At 39.9% G+C, this 19,364-nt stretch carries 16 protein-coding genes; 9 read left to right on the top strand and 7 right to left on the bottom strand.

The features are described 5' to 3' along the window. Positions 1–226: 226 nt before the first annotated feature. Complete coding sequence (locus CRO21_RS03230) at positions 227–1,756, top strand: phospholipase D family protein (RefSeq protein ID WP_171293971.1); 1,530 nt, start codon at positions 227–229, stop codon at positions 1,754–1,756. Positions 1,757–1,824: 68 nt separating this feature from the next. Here the strand turns inward: CRO21_RS03230 and CRO21_RS03225 are convergent, their stop codons facing one another. Beyond that, positions 1,825–2,640, bottom strand: coding sequence for a lysophospholipid acyltransferase family protein (locus CRO21_RS03225; RefSeq protein ID WP_097077878.1), 816 nt, complete (start codon positions 2,638–2,640; stop codon positions 1,825–1,827). Between the two features lie 196 nt (positions 2,641–2,836). Between CRO21_RS03225 and hflX the strand changes: the two genes are divergently transcribed. The 7 genes from hflX to CRO21_RS03190 all read left to right on the top strand — a co-directional run bounded on the left by hflX (position 2,837) and on the right by CRO21_RS03190 (position 11,315). Continuing rightward, positions 2,837–4,174 carry a ribosome rescue GTPase HflX gene (hflX, locus tag CRO21_RS03220; RefSeq protein ID WP_097077877.1) on the top strand — a complete coding sequence of 446 codons (1,338 nt, stop codon included), beginning with the start codon at positions 2,837–2,839 and terminating at the stop codon, positions 4,172–4,174. Positions 4,175–4,228: 54 nt separating this feature from the next. Next, positions 4,229–4,594 (top strand): hypothetical protein, encoded by a 366-nt coding sequence (locus CRO21_RS03215; RefSeq protein ID WP_097077876.1) that lies wholly within the window; start codon positions 4,229–4,231, stop codon positions 4,592–4,594. Between the two features lie 36 nt (positions 4,595–4,630). Beyond that, on the top strand, positions 4,631–5,320 hold the full coding sequence (locus CRO21_RS03210) for an LrgB family protein (protein ID WP_228150345.1): 690 nt from the start codon (positions 4,631–4,633) through the stop codon (positions 5,318–5,320). Positions 5,321–5,587: 267 nt separating this feature from the next. Then, positions 5,588–6,046 carry a DUF2147 domain-containing protein gene (locus CRO21_RS03205; protein ID WP_097077875.1) on the top strand — a complete coding sequence of 153 codons (459 nt, stop codon included), beginning with the start codon at positions 5,588–5,590 and terminating at the stop codon, positions 6,044–6,046. 310 nt (positions 6,047–6,356) lie between these two features. After that, positions 6,357–7,007, top strand: coding sequence for a hypothetical protein (locus CRO21_RS03200; protein ID WP_097077874.1), 651 nt, complete (start codon positions 6,357–6,359; stop codon positions 7,005–7,007). Positions 7,008–7,054: 47 nt separating this feature from the next. Beyond that, entirely contained in the window at positions 7,055–8,164 is a 1,110-nt protein-coding gene (locus CRO21_RS03195) for an efflux RND transporter periplasmic adaptor subunit (protein ID WP_097077873.1), read from the top strand. A 46-nt stretch (positions 8,165–8,210) separates the two neighbouring features. Further along, on the top strand, positions 8,211–11,315 hold the full coding sequence (locus CRO21_RS03190; RefSeq protein WP_097077872.1) for an efflux RND transporter permease subunit: 3,105 nt from the start codon (positions 8,211–8,213) through the stop codon (positions 11,313–11,315). A gap of 165 nt (positions 11,316–11,480) precedes the next feature. On the opposite strand, the gene CRO21_RS17605 is transcribed toward CRO21_RS03190, so the two are convergent. Both CRO21_RS17605 and CRO21_RS03180 read right to left on the bottom strand, forming a co-directional pair. Then, positions 11,481–11,732, bottom strand: a complete 252-nt coding sequence (locus CRO21_RS17605) for a PIN domain-containing protein (protein ID WP_213064390.1) — start codon at positions 11,730–11,732, stop codon at positions 11,481–11,483. Continuing rightward, positions 11,716–11,988 carry a hypothetical protein gene (locus CRO21_RS03180; protein WP_097077871.1) on the bottom strand — a complete coding sequence of 91 codons (273 nt, stop codon included), beginning with the start codon at positions 11,986–11,988 and terminating at the stop codon, positions 11,716–11,718. The genes CRO21_RS17605 and CRO21_RS03180 overlap by 17 nt, the downstream gene beginning before the upstream one ends. Before the next feature lie 148 nt (positions 11,989–12,136). Between CRO21_RS03180 and CRO21_RS03175 the strand changes: the two genes are divergently transcribed. After that, complete coding sequence (locus CRO21_RS03175) at positions 12,137–13,852, top strand: proline--tRNA ligase (RefSeq protein WP_097077870.1); 1,716 nt, start codon at positions 12,137–12,139, stop codon at positions 13,850–13,852. A 58-nt stretch (positions 13,853–13,910) separates the two neighbouring features. Here CRO21_RS03175 and CRO21_RS03170 read toward each other — a convergent pair whose 3' ends face one another. The 4 genes from CRO21_RS03170 to CRO21_RS03155 all read right to left on the bottom strand — a co-directional run bounded on the left by CRO21_RS03170 (position 13,911) and on the right by CRO21_RS03155 (position 19,359). Next, positions 13,911–14,516, bottom strand: coding sequence for a Uma2 family endonuclease (locus CRO21_RS03170; protein ID WP_097077869.1), 606 nt, complete (start codon positions 14,514–14,516; stop codon positions 13,911–13,913). Between the two features lie 187 nt (positions 14,517–14,703). Beyond that, positions 14,704–16,095 carry a hypothetical protein gene (locus tag CRO21_RS03165; protein ID WP_097077868.1) on the bottom strand — a complete coding sequence of 464 codons (1,392 nt, stop codon included), beginning with the start codon at positions 16,093–16,095 and terminating at the stop codon, positions 14,704–14,706. A gap of 14 nt (positions 16,096–16,109) precedes the next feature. Continuing rightward, entirely contained in the window at positions 16,110–18,557 is a 2,448-nt protein-coding gene (locus CRO21_RS03160; RefSeq protein ID WP_097077867.1) for a DUF6160 family protein, read from the bottom strand. A 25-nt stretch (positions 18,558–18,582) separates the two neighbouring features. Beyond that, complete coding sequence (locus CRO21_RS03155) at positions 18,583–19,359, bottom strand: hypothetical protein (RefSeq protein ID WP_097077866.1); 777 nt, start codon at positions 19,357–19,359, stop codon at positions 18,583–18,585. Between the last annotated feature and the right edge of the window lie 5 nt (positions 19,360–19,364).

The raw sequence follows: 19,364 nt of genomic DNA, 5'->3' as shown, positions 1-19,364 counted from the left end.
GTCCATCATCCGCTCAACCATTCTAAGCCATATCTGTACGAATCCCAAACGAGCTACAATTGCCGTATATCACACCTATATCTATTTCTGTCATCTATCTTTATAATTTTGGGACATTTGCATCCTGTATCAAGGGGGCAGCTACAAAATACGTCATCGGACAAGGTTATCATAACGTATGCATTTAAAGTTACTGTGTCGTTTTTTTATATTATGCAGCTTGTTCATGTTACAGGCCTGCTCAACATTACCACAGCGACAATCCGTAACGCCAACATATACCTCACAATTCGATACCTCGCATACTTATCTGTCGACCTTATTTGAACCACTAAAACAACAACATCCCGATTTAACCGGTTTCCATGTGCTTTACGATCCCAACGAAGCACTTACCACCAGATTGCAATTGATTGAAAAAACAGAAAAAACCCTTGATCTGCAATATTACATCTGGGACAACGACAAAGTCGGGGCATTAGCACTGGAAGCAATTTTACGTGCTGCTGATCGTGGTGTAAAAGTTCGTCTCTTGATTGATGATAATAATTCCAAAGGGCTGGAAGGCGCCTATCTGGCCATGTCACAACATCCGAATATTCAGATCCGAGTCTTTAATCCTTATAAATTCCGTCGTCTTCGGGCGCTGGATATTATGCTGGACTTTAACCGTATTACCCGCCGCATGCACAACAAGACCTTTATCAGCGATCATGAGGTGGCATTAATTGGCGGGCGCAACATGAGTAACCAATATTATAATGTTGGCGATAATTTCCAGTTTTCCGATATGGATGTGGTACTGGTCGGGCAAACTGTTGGGGAAATCAGCGACTCATTCGATGAATACTGGAATCACGACTATGCCTATCCGATCACACAGGTCGCCAAAACGTATCGGCATCGACTAAGCTATCAAAGTTTACGCAAACAACTCGAAGCCAACTGGTTTAAAAGTAATGTACAAGATGATCTAAATATTCTGTCCTCATCACTTTCTTTCGATCATTGGTTTAATCAAAATTTGAAGCTGGAATGGGTCAATGCGGTATTGGTCAAGGATTCAGCAGATAAAATTAATAAAGATACGCCGCAGGAACAGCATCTAAATTTTCAGCTTGCCAATATTCTCAATCATCCGCAACAGCATGTCGATCTGGTTTCAGCCTATTTTGTTCCCAATGAAAAAAATCTTGAGGTATTAAAACAATTGGCCGATCAAGGGGTAGATATTCGGGTATTAACCAATTCCTTTAAAGCCAATGATGTTCCGGTCGTTCATGCCTTTTATGCCAAATATCGCAAAAGACTTTTGCAAGATGGTATACAGCTTTATGAGTTTTTACCGGTTTTGCCCATGTCCTTGACCCGAAGTGATCGTAGCCAATTATTTGGAGAGCGTACATTTAACCGTACCGGCTTGAGCCGTAGCAGTCTGCATGCAAAATTTATGACGCTGGACAATCAACAGGTGTTTATTGGTTCTTTTAATTTTGACCAACGATCGGTTTATCTCAATACCGAAATTGGCGTGGTGCTGGACAGCCCTAATCTTGCCAAAGCCATTCATCAGAGTATGAATGACGATTTATTAAAATATGCTTATCAAGTTGAACTCGATGAAAAAGGTAAACTGATCTGGAAAAAACAGATTGATCAAGACATTACAATTTACCACAAGGAGCCACAATTGAAATGGTGGCAAAATATCGGTTTAAAACTGCTTTCATTATTGCCCATTGAAAAACAAATGTAATCCTAAAACATAGTTCAGCAATGCGTGATTGGAGCATTAAAACGCCTGAGAAAAAATCCTCATCAGCCTTAAGGCAATAATACTGTGCGATGCAGTTGCGCCAAACCTTCAGTCATTTGCTGTTGTACTTGTGTACTTAAACTTTCCAACGTATGACCTGTAGGATCAATTGAAGGTAATGCAACCAGATGTGCAGTTACTTGCTCCATCTGTAACACATGGGCAATATTCTCGATAAAGGTCTGATCATCGATAAATGGCACGACATGATCCAGTTCACCTTGTGCATTGACATAGCAGATCAGGCAGATTTGTACCGGCTTATTGGCTTCAATCGCTGCACCCAATAATTTGCCATGGACTTTTTTAATTGAACGGCCATCGCTGGTGGTCGCTTCCGGAAAAAATAAAACTGGAATCCCCTGTTTTAAAAATGATGCTATTTGTTCACGAATTTTCGCTGAATCACCTGATCCACGACGGATAAACAAAGTTCCGCCCCACGCTGCGAGTTTACCCAGGATTGGCCAGGATTGAACTTCTGCTTTTGCCAAAAAAAATACCCGCGCCCCTGTACCCAAGACCGCCACATCTAGCCAAGAGATATGATTACTGGCCCAAAGTGCAGTATGCCGTGGAATGTGTCCATGTACCTGAACTTTTACATTAAATACTTCACCCAGACGACGGCAAAAGTATTGCACATAACGAGTATTTTCCGGGTTATTGGGTTGCTTATATAATTGATGTCTAAAAATCAAATAAAAACCTTCACTCACCACGGTTAAAACATGTGCAGTTTTTTTACTGTAAAGAAAGAATTTCGATAAAGCATTTCGATGTGGAATATGTTTTTCTGTCATGGGTACAGACTGAACCGTCATGTTGTTGTTCGCTCTTACTTTAGCTTAGTCGCTAAACATAATCTATTTTTTCATTTTATTAAAGTTCCGAATATTCCAGTTTTATCATTTTATTTTCTTATTTGGCGCCACTGTGCGTAACACTTAACAATAAAAAAATGCAGTTGCAGTAAAATTTTCCTACAATGGTGTTTCAATTGATGGAGAATACAATTACGTGCAATCTTTTGAACCACAACAAAATAAGGAACTGACATTACTGGTCAGTGTGAATGTTCACATTCTAAATGATCTGGATGCCGAAGAATTTGCCTTACTGGCACAATCTGCTGGTGCAACGCTGTTTGACCACATTACCACACAACGACAACGGCCAGATCCCAAAAGCTTTATTGGTTCTGGAAAAGCTGAAGAAATTGCAGCATTGGTTCAAGAACACGATATTCAACTGGTCATTTTTGATCATACCCTCTCCCCAGCACAGGAACGTAATCTGGAAAAAATCCTGAAATGTCGTGTGATTGATCGTACAGGATTAATTCTGGACATCTTTGCACAACGGGCACGTACACACGAAGGGAAGTTACAGGTTGAACTGGCACAGTTACAGCATCTGGCCAGTCGATTGGTGCGTGGTTGGGGCACAATGGAACAACAAAAAGGTGGAATTGGTTTACGCGGACCCGGTGAATCGCAACTGGAAACAGACCGTCGACTGATTCGAGTCAGGATGACGCAACTTAAAGACAAATTGCAAAAAGTCCGCCAGACCCGTCTACAGGGTCGTGCTGCACGGCAAAAAGCTGCGATTCCTACCGTGTCTCTGGTGGGTTACACCAATGCCGGAAAGTCCACCTTGTTTAACACATTGGCACAAAGCGATGTGTATGCAGCCAATCAACTGTTCGCCACACTTGATCCGACCTTGCGCCGTGTAGAATGGGCAGGTTTGGGACCTGTAATTCTGGCCGATACCGTTGGTTTTATTAAAGATCTGCGCCACTCACTGGTCGATTCATTTCGAGCAACATTGGAAGAAACACTGGAAGCAACTTTACTGCTACACGTGATTGATGCCAGTAGTCCCGATATGCTTGAGCAAATTGAAGCTGTAGAAACCGTACTTAAAGAAATCGGCGCAGATATTGCAATTTTACGCATTTATAATAAGATTGATTTATCTGGTGATGAAGCAAAAATTGTCTATGCCAAACCGCATGTGCCAGATCGTGTTTTTGTCTCAGCACATACAGGACAAGGACTAGATTTATTACGTCAGGCTGTACAGGAAGCCCTACTCGGGCAATTGCAGCAGTTCAACCTATGTTTGACGTCACAACATGGCAAATTACATAGTCAACTCCATCACCTACAGGTGATTCAATCCGAACATTATGATGATCAAGGAAGACTGCATTTGACCGTGCGTATGGCAGCAGAAAAACTGTTGCAACTTATTGGTCAAAATCATTTTGATCTGGACAGCATTTTAGGTGAACAGGCAGCACAATTTAAACCTGAGCTAGAAGCCTTTGAACAAACTTTAATGCCTTAAAGTGAATACAACAACAGATGTCAGGATTTAAAACCAGGCATCAGGGTTATTCTTATGAAGACTAAATTTGACTGGTCTGCATTATTGCTGACCATTCTACTCATTATTGTGGTACGTGAATTTTCAGTCTGGTTAATGTCTTTGTTTGGTCATCCCGAACTCGGAAATTTAATCGGTCTAGGACTATTATTGATCGGTCTGATTCTGGTTCGCAGATTTGGAGCCATTCCATTACGCATGATTGATGCCAATGCATATCTGATGCGGGAAAGTGCATTGGCATTCTTACCCATTGCAGGGGGGTCAATCTTAATGCTAGTTGTGATGGGAGAAGAAATTCCCCTATTTCTGTTTGTCATGGTGTTTAGTACCTTGGTCCCGCTTTGGATCTATGCAAAACTTGCCAAACGCTGGTTATAAATACATCTGGAATAAATAAAATAGGGATATATCACCATGTTTGATCACGCACCTGATAGCCTGATGGTTCTGATTGGTTTTTTAGTCACTTTACTGGCTTATTTTATGGGCAAATTGACCTATAAATATATTCCTAAAGTGCCGCTTATTGTTTTAGCCACCATTTGGTTAATTATTTTATTGTGGTTATGTTCATGGAACTACAATGATTATATGGGGCATGTAGAACCATTATTCAGTCGTCTATTGGGTTATGTCACTGTTGCATTGGCCATCCCTCTGGCTGCAATGCGTCTCGATGATTTACCCCTCAAACCCATGATTGCCATTCTAGTCTTTGCCAGCATCAGTGCTGTTGCTCTGCCTATGGGGTTGGCGTATTTATTACATCTCTCAGAACCTACAATTTTAGCCTTTGCAACCCGTGCAGTCACCACACCCGTTGCACTCAATATCGCAACGCTACTCCATGCACCTTTGGCCCTCGTCACTTTAATTGTCATTTTATCCGGTGTGATTGGTGCTGCCTTTTCATCATTGATTTTAAGAAATATCAATGATGAACGTGCCTCTGGACTTGCATTAGGCTTGGCTGCTCATGCAATCGGCACAGTACAGGCATGGCAACGTGGTTTTGTTGCCGGACGCTATGCAGCTTTTGGTATGGCAATCAATGCTGTCCTCACCTCAATCTGGCTACCTATTGTTTTTCATTTATTTAAATAATAAGCCGTGACAATTAAAAATGATAAATATTTATCATTTTTAATTAATAAAAAATTATTCATCACAATAAAAATGGAAAGTATTCATAATAAGAATTCATGTAAATTAAATATATGGAATTGATTAAATAGGAAGAATACTATTAGTGACATTGAATTTTAACTTTGCAAAGAAAATAGTATCTTCGCTCATTATTGTTATTTACTCGGAATAATTTAACAGTTAATATCGCAAATTGAGACTTTTTATTACTAAAGGATGAGTACAATGAAGGCATTCAAAAGTATATTGCTACTCGGCAGTTTACTTATCGCATCAGGTCATGTTTTTGCTGCTGAAGATATTACAGGTACATGGCGCAGTATTGATGATAAAACCGGTTTCAGTAAAGGAATTATTGAAATTACCAAAGATGCCAATGGGATCTATACAGGAAAAATTATTGAAGTTATTCCACGTCCCGGTTATACACCGAAAACTGTATGCGATCAATGTAAAGGCACATTAAAAAACAAGCCAATCTTAGGCTTACACATTTTAAATAATATGAAAAAATCCACAAAAAACAACTTAGAATATGAAGGTGGAACAATTTTAGATCCATTAAATGGCAAAGTCTATAAAAGCAAAATTAAACTTAACAGTACTGGTTCACGTATTACCATGCGTGGTTATGTCGGGGTTGAAGTGGTCGGGCGTAGCCAAACATGGATTCGTCAGGAATAAAATAATAAATTATTGTCTGTTTTCATTTTTCAGCATCAATGCTTAGCAACCCGATTTTGATATGTATCAAGCTAACTACATTGAAAGATGAGGGCTGATGAATCAGCTCTCGTTATTTTTGTAAAAATTTAACATGACTTTCCATACAATAGTGATAGAGAACAAAGTGATTAAGCCGCCAATAATGTGGCCTGATAATATCGCTAAAATATGATGAAATCCGCTTATTTTATTCGCATAATGATTGACTTTAAAAAGAAACGCTTACAATCTTATATAAGGATTAAAATATCTCTTTAGAAATAATTTTATGATGCTCAATAAAAACATATCTTGTTTATCAAATCAGACTGTCATTTTAAAAGCAGTCGTTCTATTTTTATTTATTTTTGGCTATGTATTCTCAAGCAATACATGGGCAGAACCACTCCAAAAACACAAGACTCAATATTACCGTTATTATGATAACAACGGTGTGGCAACAATCAGTAAGAATGTTTCCCCAACCCATATCCGTCGTGGTTATGAAGCACTTGATCACAATATGGCAGTGATTTATAAAGTACCTGCCTATAGTGTTGAAGCAGATCTTAAGCAGGAGCGTAGCCGGGCAATACAATCGGAACAGGCCAGAAAAGATCAGGTCTTAAAACGCTCCTATCGTAATGTTGCCTATGCAACACAAAAAAAGAAAGATGCACTTGCGGTACTGCAAAAGCAAATCGATCAACAGTACCAACAAATGCGTCAATTGCAAACAGATCGCAGCAGTTACCTCAAACAACGGGCAAACTATGTATTGGATAAGAAATCCGTTCCAGTACAACTACAAAAAAATTTAGATAACAATGCCCTTCATATTAAAAACACCCGCAGTACCATTGAACAGTTAAAAAGCACTTATGTGAAGCAAGAACAGCAATTTGATTACATGATTAGCCGTTTACAAAGAATGGAATAGTTTTTATAGTGAAGTTATTCTTCTATTAATGTATTACGAACGATTTTATGCGTCCAACCATTAAAATAAATTCTCTACTCATGTTTATTGGCCTTCAAGTGTTCTGTATCGGGTTATTGGGCTGTGATAGCTCATCACAACAACAGAGTGAAAAAACCTCAAGTACAACACCAATTGATATTATTGCGGCAGATCTGGTAGCGGTCAAACAAGGGTATTTACAACAAAAAACTAATTTTACCGGCAGTATACAAGCAGTAAATCATACCAGTATCCAGTCACAGGTGTCTGCCACCGTATTGCAGGTTTCTGCCGATGTCGGGCAAATGGTCAACAAAGGTCAGCTCTTGGTTGAATTGAATAATCAGGATAATGCTGCACGACTGGCACAGGCAAAAGCCAATCTCGCCGCTGCCAAAGCACAAGCCACCTTAGACAAATCATTGCTAGATCGCAAAAAACGTTTGTTTGATCAAGGCTTTATTGCAAAACTAGAATGGGAACAAAGCCAAGTCGAATATAAGGCACAGCTAGAAAATGTCAAAGCCCAACAGGCCAATGTCGATATCGCAGCCAAAGCAGCACAGGATGCTGTGATCCGTAGTCCAATTTCAGGTTATGTTACCAGTCGTCAGGTCAATGTTGGACAAACCATTGCCATGGGACAAACACTATTTGATATAGTCGATCCTAGCCAACTTGAAATCAAAGCCAATCTTGCCGCCAGTGATCAAGGCAAAATTGCGGTGGGACAAAAAATTCATTTCCGTGTTCAGGGTAATCCTACCCTGTTCCCGGCACAGATTAGCCGAATTTCTCCGGTTGCCGATACGGTCAGTCGCAACATTGAGTTTTTTGCCCGACCTCAAACCAGTCTCAAACAACTCAGTATTGGTGCCTTTGTCGAAGGTGAGATCATTCAGCAAGGCAATATTGAAGGCCAATTAATCCCGCTTGCCAGTGTACAGGATGTACAGAAAAATCCATTTGTCTGGGTGGTACGGGACAGTAAAATCCAGAGAATCAATATTGATGTGGTGCAGCTTGATCAGCAACAGGAGCTGGCATTGGTAAAAGGTCTGCATGCGGATGATCAGATCAGTCTGGTTAAATTTACACCGCAACAGCAGAACAGATCAGTTCATATAGAAAAATAATATCTGCCAGCATTGAATGCTGTCGATTTAAATAAGGATAAACATCATGTGGTTTACACGAATAAGTATTAAATATCCTGTGTTCACGATCATGATGATGCTGTGCTTTTTGGTGCTTGGCTTTGCATCATGGCAACGCATGAATGTTGAAGAATTTCCGGATGTCGATTTTCCGTTTGTTGTAGTTCATACCACCTATGCTGGTGCATCACCAGAAGTGGTTGAAAGTGAAATTACCAAAAAACTTGAGGAGCAAATTAATACCTTATCGGGTGTTAAACAAATCATTTCCACCTCAAGTGAAGGCTTGTCCACCATTGTTACCGAATTTAATCTTGATGTGAATTCGTCGGTTGCGGCGCAGGATATGCGAGATAAAATTGCGCCGATCACAGCACAATTCCGTGATGAAATCGATGATCCTGTGATTGAACGTTATGACCCATCTGCCAGCCCGATCATGTCGGTGGTATTTGAATCCAACAACATGGACATGCGGGATCTGAGCGATTATGTCGATCAATATCTACTACCACAACTCCGCACAGTCGCTGGCGTGGGTCGTGTCGATATGATGGGCGATATAAAACGTCAGATTCGAATAGAAATTGATCCAATGCGTATGCAAAGTTACGGAATTGGTATCAATCAGGTCATACAAGCATTACAAAGCGAAAACACTCAGATTCCAAGTGGCACTTTAAGCAATGCAAATCGGGAATTGGTGGTTGAAATTCAGGCCAAATTTAAACAACCTGCCGATTTTAATACCTTGGTGGTTGCCAATCGTAATGGTGTGGCGATTACACTTGATCAGATTGCCACGATACAGGACAGTCAAGCAGAACAAGAAACCAGTGCATTTTTAAATGGCAATGCTGCCCTTTCGGTTGATATTTTGCGTAATTCTGATGCCAATGTAATTAATGTTGTCGATGCACTCTATAAACGTCTGGATACCATTAAAAACCAACTACCCGAAGGAACCACTCTGACCGTAGTATCCGATACCTCAAGGGGAATCCGTGCATCAATCAAAGATGTCGCCAGAACCATTATCGAAGGCGGTATTCTGGCAGTATTTATTGTCATGTTATTCCTTGGTTCCATTCGTTCAACTATCATTACTGGTCTGACCTTACCCATTGCCTTGCTGGGGACATTAACCATTATCTGGGCATTGGGTTTTAGTATTAATATGATGACCTTGCTGGCTTTATCTCTCAGCATTGGTTTGCTGATTGATGATGCGATTGTGGTGCGGGAAAATATCGTGCGACATGCCGAAATGGGCAAAGACCATGTCTCCGCAGCACTGGATGGCACCAAAGAAATTGGACTGGCAGTACTGGCAACCACTTTAACCATCGTAGCAGTATTCTTACCGGTCGCTTTTATGGGCGGTATTATCGGTCGATTTTTCTACCAGTTTGGGGTAACGGTCAGTGCAGCAGTGCTAATTTCTATGTTTGTCAGTTTTACCCTTGATCCTATGTTGTCTGCACATTGGGCTCAAAAGCATAAAAATCCTAAGAAGAAAAATATTCTGCAACGCTTTTTTGACTGGACCTCACACAAACTTGATCAGTTAAGTCATGTCTATGCAAAAGTTCTGAGGTGGGCGCTACATTTTCGGTTTTTAACACTGGCAATTGCTGTGGCTTCGTTATTTGGTGCATTGGCATTATCAAAAATGATCGGGACCGAGTTTGTTCCTACGCCGGACAAGGGCGAAATCACTGTTAAATTTGAAACACCCGTTGATGCATCACTCTTCTATACAGATGCAAAACTGAAACAAGTCGAATCGATTCTGCGACAATATCCGCACGTCACTGCCACCTATGGTGTGGTCAATCCCGTAACTGATCGAGGGAAAAATAAAGTCAATATTCTGGTCCGCTTAACACCAAGGCAGGAACGCAGCGAAACACTGACGGATATCAGTAATATTTTTCGTGATCGTTTAAGTAATGTGGCAGGCATTAGCGTAACTTCTATTGCATCTGCGGATGAAACAGTATCAGGTGGACAAAAACCCATCATGATTTCAATCAAAGGTCCGGATCTGAATGAATTACAAAAAATCTCCGATCGCTTTATGCTGGAAATGCAAAAAATTGAAGGTCTGGTTGATCTGGAAAGCTCACTCGGCGAACCTAAACCAACGCTAACACTGGAGATTCATCGTAAACTGGCAAATGATTTAGGATTGTCCGTCAACGAAATTGCCACCACACTGCGACCACTGATTGCAGGCGATAATGTCACCACATGGGAAGATCCGCGTGGCGAAAATTATGATGTCAACTTGCGTTTAAAAGACAGTGAACGAACCTCACCCAGTGATCTGGATAAATTATTTATTCGTTCCAATAATGTTGATGCAACAGGTCAAAGTCCTTTTATTCCGCTATCTGCGGTGGCCAGTATGCAGGAAATCATGGGTGCATCACAAATTAATAGACGTGATCTGACCCGGGAAATTTTGGTACAAGCCAATACCGCCGGGCGTCCTGCCGGTGATATTGGTGAGGATATTGAAAGACTACAAAACAATTTCCAGCTGCCGCCGGGCTATAGCTTTGCCACTCAGGGTGCAAATGCCGATATGGCTGAATCTGCTGGTTACGCCCTTACTGCGGTAAGTTTATCCATCATCTTTATCTATATGGTGTTGGGTTCACAGTTTAATAGCTTTATTCATCCGGCAGCCATCATGGCATCACTACCGCTTTCACTAATTGGCGTATTTCTGGCACTATTTTTATTCAACAGCACCATGAATTTATTCTCAATTATCGGCATTATCATGCTGATGGGTCTAGTGACCAAAAATGCTATTCTACTTATCGATTTTATCAAAAAAGCCATGGAACATGGCGCACAACGCCATGAAGCGATTCTACAGGCAGGTAAAACCCGACTGCGCCCAATTCTTATGACCACCAGTGCCATGGTGATGGGTATGATCCCGCTTGCTCTGGGTCTAGGTGAAGGTGGAGAACAAAGTGCGCCAATGGCACATGCTGTCATTGGTGGCGTAACAACGTCTACTCTCTTGACCTTGATTGTGGTTCCTGTGGTATTTACTTATCTGGATGATTTAAAGAATCTGACAATGCGATTCATAAGAAAGATGTCTGCCTAATTTTGTTGTACAGATTATCATCTTATGATTTGTACAACTTTATTCCTTCAATAAAGTGGAAATCCTTATAATTCAATGTATAAAGTATCATATTTTGTTCTATTGCTGTTGCGGCAATCAAAGCATCAGCTAAGCTTAACTTATGGCTCAAGACATATTTTTGCATCAACTGCAAAATAATCTTGAAATACTTTCATTTAAAGGAATTTGCGTTAAGCTTGCCAAATGCCGTTGAATTAATAATAATTCAACCTTATTTCTTGCACCAAAATATAATTCAGCAGAAGTAATACTGCTCACTGCAATATTTTTTGCCTCTATCTGTTTTAGTTCATCAACAATGATCAAATTTCCTTTGTATTGTTCTATAAAAATATTGGTATCACATAAAATCATCTTATTATCTCTGCCAAGCATCTTGTCTAAGCTGATGTGCATCTATATCACGGTCTTGCCATATTCCGGTGGCCAACCAGAAATCCTGTTCTATTTCATGCTGATGCAAAAGCTCTTCATCAATTTCTAATTTTTCTTTTAAGTCACTCACAACTTTTTGAGTTTGTTCATGATTCATCGACCGCTGTTCCAGAAACAGGATAAACGCTAAAGCCTGTTTTGCTTCTTCTTCAGACAGATGCAAACTGTGCTGATAGATCATTTCTACAACGCTCATTATCGCCACCCTAAATTTAAAAGTATTTCCTTACAGCATATTTAGCATAAAAGGCAATCGTCAACAATTTTAGTCCTAACATTTTATTGTAAGGATATTTTTTGACGTATAATGCTCACTTTCACTCTAGCTATCAGGAACATGATCCATGCGCGCGAGTCGCTTTTTATTTGCAACTTTAAGAGAAACACCAAATGATGCCGAAGTCATTTCGCATCAACTCATGTTAAGAGCTGGCATGATACGTAAACTTGCGTCAGGTTTATATACGTGGTTACCCATGGGGGTACGTGTACTCAACAAAGTTGAAGCGATTATCCGTGAGGAAATGAACCGTTCCGGCGCACTTGAAGTCTTTATGCCTGTGACACAGCCGGCAAGTCTGTGGGAAGAATCTGGTCGTTTTGAACAATATGGCCCAGAACTGCTACGCTTTAAAGATCGTCATGGCAATCCATTTGTGCTCGGTCCAACACATGAGGAAGTCATTACCGATCTTGCCCGTAATGAGCTCAAAAGCTACAAACAATTACCCATGAATTTTTATCAAATTCAGACTAAATTCCGTGATGAAGTACGACCACGTTTTGGTGTCATGCGTTCCCGTGAATTTGTCATGAAAGATGCCTATTCTTTTCATATTGATCAGGCTTCCCTACAAGAAACCTATGATGTGATGTATCAAACCTATTGCAACATCTTCAATCGACTAGGTCTGGATTTCCGTCCGGTACAAGCCGATACAGGATCAATTGGTGGTTCAGGTTCACATGAATTTCAGGTACTTGCTGACAGTGGTGAAGATGATGTCGTGTTCTCAACCGAATCCGATTATGCCGCAAATATTGAAAAAGCTGAGGCACTTTTTGTCGGTGAACGTGCTGCGCCAACTCAGGCACTTACAATTGTAGATACACCTAATCAAAAAACCATTGCAGATGTATGTCAGTTCTTAAATGCAGATCCTAAACAGTCGGTTAAGGCGTTACTAGTACAAGGTATTGCCGATGAACAAGGCAATACCCCTGTAATTGCCCTGTTCCTGCGCGGTGATCATGAACTCAACGAAATTAAAGCAGAACACCATCCACTGGTTGCAGCGCCGCTAACCTTTGCAACCGATGAACAGCTTCAGACACTTGACCTTAACGCTGGTTTTATCGGCCCACAAGGCTTGGTAGAAAAAAATATTCCTGTCATCGTTGACCGTGCAGCGTCAGTTTTATCAGATTTTATTGCCGGTGCAAATAACAAAGACCAGCATGCCACTGGCGTAAACTGGGAACGTGATGCGCTATTCACCGAAGTTTATGATCTGCGCAATGTGGTAGAAGGTGATCTTTCACCTGATGGCAAAGGCACCCTGCAAATCAAACGTGGGATTGAAGTCGGGCATATCTTCCAGCTCGGTCAAAAATATTCTGAAGCATTAGGTTGTACCGTATTGGGAGAAGATGGTAAACCATTAACTGTTACCATGGGCTGTTATGGTATTGGTGTCACCCGTGTCGTGGCTGCGGCAATTGAACAAAACTACGATGAAAAAGGCATTATTTTCCCACAAACCATCGCACCGTTTGAAATTGCCATTGTGCCTATGAATGCGCATAAATCCCCTGCTACACTACAAGCCGCAGAGGAGTTGTATGCAGAACTCAGTGCCAAGGGTTTTGATGTGCTTCTCGATGACCGTAATGAACGTCCCGGCGTCAAATTCTCTGATCTTGAATTAACCGGTATTCCGCATCGTATTGTGATTGGTGATAAAGGGCTTGCAGCGGGTACCTTTGAATATAAAGGCCGTCGTGATGCAGAATCAGTGAATTTAAGCAAAGATGAGTTATTTGAAAAACTCAAAGCTTAAAGACTTTTGAGATTGAATCTTTATTTATCCTCAGATTTTAATATCTGGGGATAATATTTTATTCTTGCTCGGCTTGATCTTGTTGTTTTTTCTCTAACCAAGCCAGCATATCTTCATTTTGGACATTTCGATAAATCTCTTCAACCTGTACCTTTAAGCCAATAGATGAAAAAGGCACTTCATCACCCAAATAGTAAACAGACTGCTGCCAGATTCCTTGCTCATCTTTAGACCAAAATTCAATTTCAACAAAACTCTGCTCAATCAATACATATTCTTTTAAGGTTGAAATTTGGAAATATGCTTGACGCTTCAATGTTTTATCATGCTGTCGTGTAGATTTGGATAAAACCTCAACAATGATCGTCGGATATTCTGTGTAATAATCCTGCTCCTCACCACTACAATCGACCATCACATCAGGATAGAAATAGTTTTTGTCTATTTTAACTTTCATATCGGAAGCATAAGGCTGACATGGCCAATTCAATAAGTGATTTGCAAAAATCCTGAATACTTCTCCAGTAATACGATTGTGGTCTCTATGTGCACCAACCATGGCATAAACGTCACCATTAATATATTCATGACGCACATCCGAGATTAATTCGCCTTCAAGATAATCCTGCTCATTTATTGGTTGGTATTTCTTTGCAATATTCATATTGTTATCACGCTCGTCTTTGACTTATTAAAAAGTATACCTTAAGAAAATGGCGATTCAATGTGAATTATTTTTATTCGGCAGAACTTATATGCTATGGAAATGGAGCATATAAAAATTCAACTGGCATATATTCTTTATGCTCTATAAAAAAAGCAGCCTTTCGACTGCTCTGGAAAACCACAAATTAACAAAACTTCACATTGCCCCAGCAGTTACGGTAGGGAGCAGGCAATCCTACAATATTACCCTGAGCAGCACTCCCACTTAAAATATTATTTGTAAACTCACTCATAGGCTGACTAATCATTAATTCAAATGCAGCAGGTAAATTCATTGCCCAGCCTTTTGTCATTGTCACCCGTGTCGTGGTTGCATTTCCAGCTGCATCATATTTAAAATACCCAGGATAATATAGATCTTGTGATTGAAGTGTAATCCCAAATGCAGGAGAATTAATATCCAGTGAACCGACATTACTTAAATTATAAGGAATATTATAACCCGGTATTTCGGCTACTGATATACCAAGACCTGTAGCAAGCTGACCAATAATCCGGTCATAGACATTATCACTTATTAAACCTAAAACTGCATTACCAATTGTTGTACCTAATGCGTTATATGTTCTTACAATTTCGACAGAATCGACGACCCCACGAACGACACTCTGTAAATCTGTATCTCTAATATAGGCTTGTGTAAAACGATTGCCACTATTATCCACTGCCCACATACGGCTTTGACCATCAAATTTCACTTGATATTGATCTGCCTGCGCTACACAAAAAATAACGCTTACAAGACACCAATTACTTAGACCCAGATTATAATCATATGCAGGGGTTGTAGATCCATTAGGAGCATAACCTGTTGTTGATGTTAAGGCCGTATTGGTTTGCCCCTGCATGGTGATATTTGCTATTCCCGATAGATAGCCAGAGAAAGTAATAATATCATTAAAACTCATGGGCCCTTCAGCATTTGCTGCACCAATACGTATTCCCACAACTTCACGAGTTGCGGCATTATCTGGATTACGAATCGCAAATTGATAAAAGGGATTAGTCAATACAAAATCTTTTAATTGTTGTTGATTAGCGGCTAAATCTGTAACAGTGGAGCTAATCGTGGTATGGCTTGCCGGATTATTAGTGGCTGTGCCTGTCGTATTGGTTGGTAGAGAAACACAAACACCCGAACTATTGGCAATACAACCCAATGAAAAATTTTGAATTTCTACATCACAACCACCAGCACCATTTACGCCACCACAACCGAGTTGTAAGTTTTTAATATTGGCATTAATCGCAACTTCTGCTTCAATCCCAAGCGTGTAAAAACCAATATTACCATTACTTGAATTATAGGGATTAGTTGCCTGACCAGGTGCCAGATAAGATAAATTAAACAGTGCCTGTCCCTGTGTTTGCTCTAACTCATCATCTGTAAGACTTACCATTGTAGACGTCGATAAAGAATCAGAGATCATACGATGCTCATAATATTCAGTGTCAGCATAACTGTAGCCACTTGCCAACATGACCAGCCCTAAACTGAGATAACTTAACTTTATCATAGTAATATCCTTATTTAATTCCGGGGCACAATATTAAAACGGCTATTTAATGTGCCACCTGTCAATGCAATCTCACCCAATCGTTGCCCAGCACCCATTTCAGGATAGAAATTTATATCTTTAGCTCTAAATACACCTGCCTGATTACCTTCTGGATTAAAATGTAATTCTGCATGGAAGCCAACCACACCACGATTATCTAGAGCACTATAACGATCAATCACAATTGCATTATTAAAGCCAATCTTACCTGTAAGATTATCCAGTCCCAAAATAGAACCATCAGCAGGATCACTGATTTGAATGGTATTTTTACTTGCCTCATTCAGAGCAACTTCACCAACAATATTTAAACGACTGCCCACATTTATTCCGGCAATTTTTTGTATCTCACTATTTGGAATCAGTGAAAAACTCATATCGCCACCTAACCTCAGTTTTAATCCGAACAATACATCATCTTTTTTAGCAAAATTATCCGTCGGTGCAGCACATCGAACTGCATTAACTGGACAAGTTTTATAAGCAGCTCCCGGCAAATAACCTGCTGCAACTTCTCCAGCCATGACAATTAGAACATTAGGTAATGCGATATTCAAACTACCGTTTTCAACGCCAATGCTACCCGTACCATTAAGTAACATATCTACATTTCTGAGGCCCATATAATAATCGGTTGGTGTGTCTGTTCTTGGATTATTACCACCATCAATGACTAAAATAGAAGTTGTTTTATCGCCTATGGCATTGTTTGAAGCATCTTTATCAATACCTTCTGTACTCATGGCTAAAGAAAAACCCAGTCGCTGTGCTGCACCTGCTACACCAACTGCTGTTTTAATTCCATTGGTCGTATAGTAATGAATAGTATTTGCATCAGTGGTCGAACCATATATTGCCATATTGGCATTAAGATTATAAAAAGGCAGCGCCAATCCCCATTCGTTATTAGACGAGTCATCAATCCGATCACTTGCTACTACACCAGCACTATTGGTAAAGCGGCCTTGCCGTGAAATTGCCTGAAACTCTGCACCACGAATTGCTGCAACAAGTGCATAGGGATTTGCTCCAGTTCCTGTATGGATATTTTGTTGATAATCAACATCGTTGGTCAAATGATCACTAGCTCCACCAAAGCGACTGGTTTGAAACACATAGTTATATGGCATTAATAAAGTTTTGGTATCAGTCAGATTAATATAAACATTACCACTGTCAAAATAAGCCCGATTAGATAAATCAGAACGTAATGCCGTTAAATTGGTAAATTCAAAACCATAAGTATTTAGTCCTGCCCCTCCTATTTCCAATGAAGTTTTGCTTCCTACCGGACGCACACTGTTTTGAGTTAAATCTCCACCAGAACCTGCATCATTTTGATTAGTAAATTCACCCCGCATACGAAAACCAATACCTGTACTCCCAATCACACTAGGGTTACTGTTATTATTATCGGCAAATCCTAAAATATTTGTATTATCGGTTGCATATCCAGAGGGTGCAGTCAAACCACTATCATTTGCGTCTGTGCCGCGTAATTGTAAATAACCATTAACCATACGTCCGCTGGCACCTACTCGAATCAAACCTGTTGCATTCGCTGGAGCATTATAGCTATCCATTAGATAGGGAGAAGCATCTGCTACATCTTTCTTCAGCATAAATTCAAGATTCAAACCAGCATTAGTCGGTTGACCTGCCTCGGAATATGTGCCTAACTGTGCTGTTGTAAATATGCCTGTATCATTAACCCGATTAAAATCCACATAACCATCTGCTCCTGTGGCAATGTATAAACCTTTAATCGCATCAATCTCCATTGTGCCCCGACCTTTAAAATTAAAGTTAAAATTTCTCAAAACCAGTTGGTTGAGGGTATTTGCCACACTAAAGTTTTCTTGTCCCAAATAAATATTTATATTTTTTAATCCCAATTCCAGCTCAACAGGACTGGTACTATTAAATAAACCATCTTCTGTTTTAAAATGTACCGTAACAGCTTCTGTAGATTGAATACCTAAAGAACCAATTTCAGGTGAACAAGTCACAGTACTTGCTGTATCACAAATTTTAAAATTTTCGATTTCAATCAATGAATGATTACTGCTTAACTTTAAATCTAGCCCTGCTTTATCTGCATTGCTGCCCATCTGTATTTGGTAACTAGTTCCAAGCACATCAGTAGGTTTATTCTTACCAACTTTTATGTTTTCAGCAGATATTCTTAATGCTTTTTCACCATTTGCACTTCCTGCCTGATCCTCCCAATATAAATTGTCAAGCGCCAAAGCATTATAGGTTGTTTCAATATAAACTCCCTCTTGAGCATTTGCTGCACTTAAGTCATGATCATCTAGAGCCTGCATTGCATAACTATTCTGTGCAATCAACAACACACTTAACACCAAAGGATTTAATCTTAAATCTAGCTTATTTTTTTTATCATTTCTATTTTTCATTATCCCTACTCCTGATCTTTAACGCTTAACAACGTGGATGTGATCCATCACAGCCAAAAACTTTTATTGTGCCATTCATCACCAGATTGGCATTCATAAGCATTCCAGTGAATCCAACTTCACGGCCATGATCAAATGAGTCACTATTATAAGTTAAGCCACCTACCGTAACCGGAGTTGAATAATCATATTTTCCATTTGTAAGTTTATTCAGACCTGTTCCCGATGTATTTTTTTGCCAATAACCTGGGATGTTTGCCGCATTTGTTTCCACAGCAGAATCCATCTCAACGGACAATGACTCAAAACCAAAATTACGAATCACAATAGGTCTTTGAGGATCAAAACTGAGTTGAATGGCAGATTTGACTATGGTTTGTGATCCGCCTTTTTCGGTATAGGTTAAATCTGTACCATCTAGCCCAACATGCTGTAGATCAATTGTTCCCTGTAAGCCTTTCATCACTAGCCACAATTTTCGCCCTTCAATTGCACTTCCTGTAATTATTGCTCCTGATGCATTGTGTACATTTCCCTCCCGATCAACATATTCACCATTATGATAACGGCTATTAAATGCCAATCCTAAACGGCATTGTTCGTAGGTTGAACCTGTTGTACTACAAAGATCAGTTAATTGATATGTGCCGTCTTGTTTATGGTTTAAACTCAGATATAAAGAGAGATCCGCACCTGCCTGTGCATGCACTGTATTTAAATCTTCATTATCCAGTGCCTGTAAATCTGCATAGCCATGACCACTGAGGATACATAGAGTAGAACATAAAATGATTTTTAACATGTGTC

This window comes from Acinetobacter puyangensis (assembly GCF_900096995.1).
Classification (GTDB): Bacteria; Pseudomonadota; Gammaproteobacteria; order Pseudomonadales; family Moraxellaceae; genus Acinetobacter; species Acinetobacter puyangensis.
The sequence above is the reverse complement of the archived record's forward strand: the minus strand, read 5'-3'. Positions and strand labels throughout refer to the sequence as shown.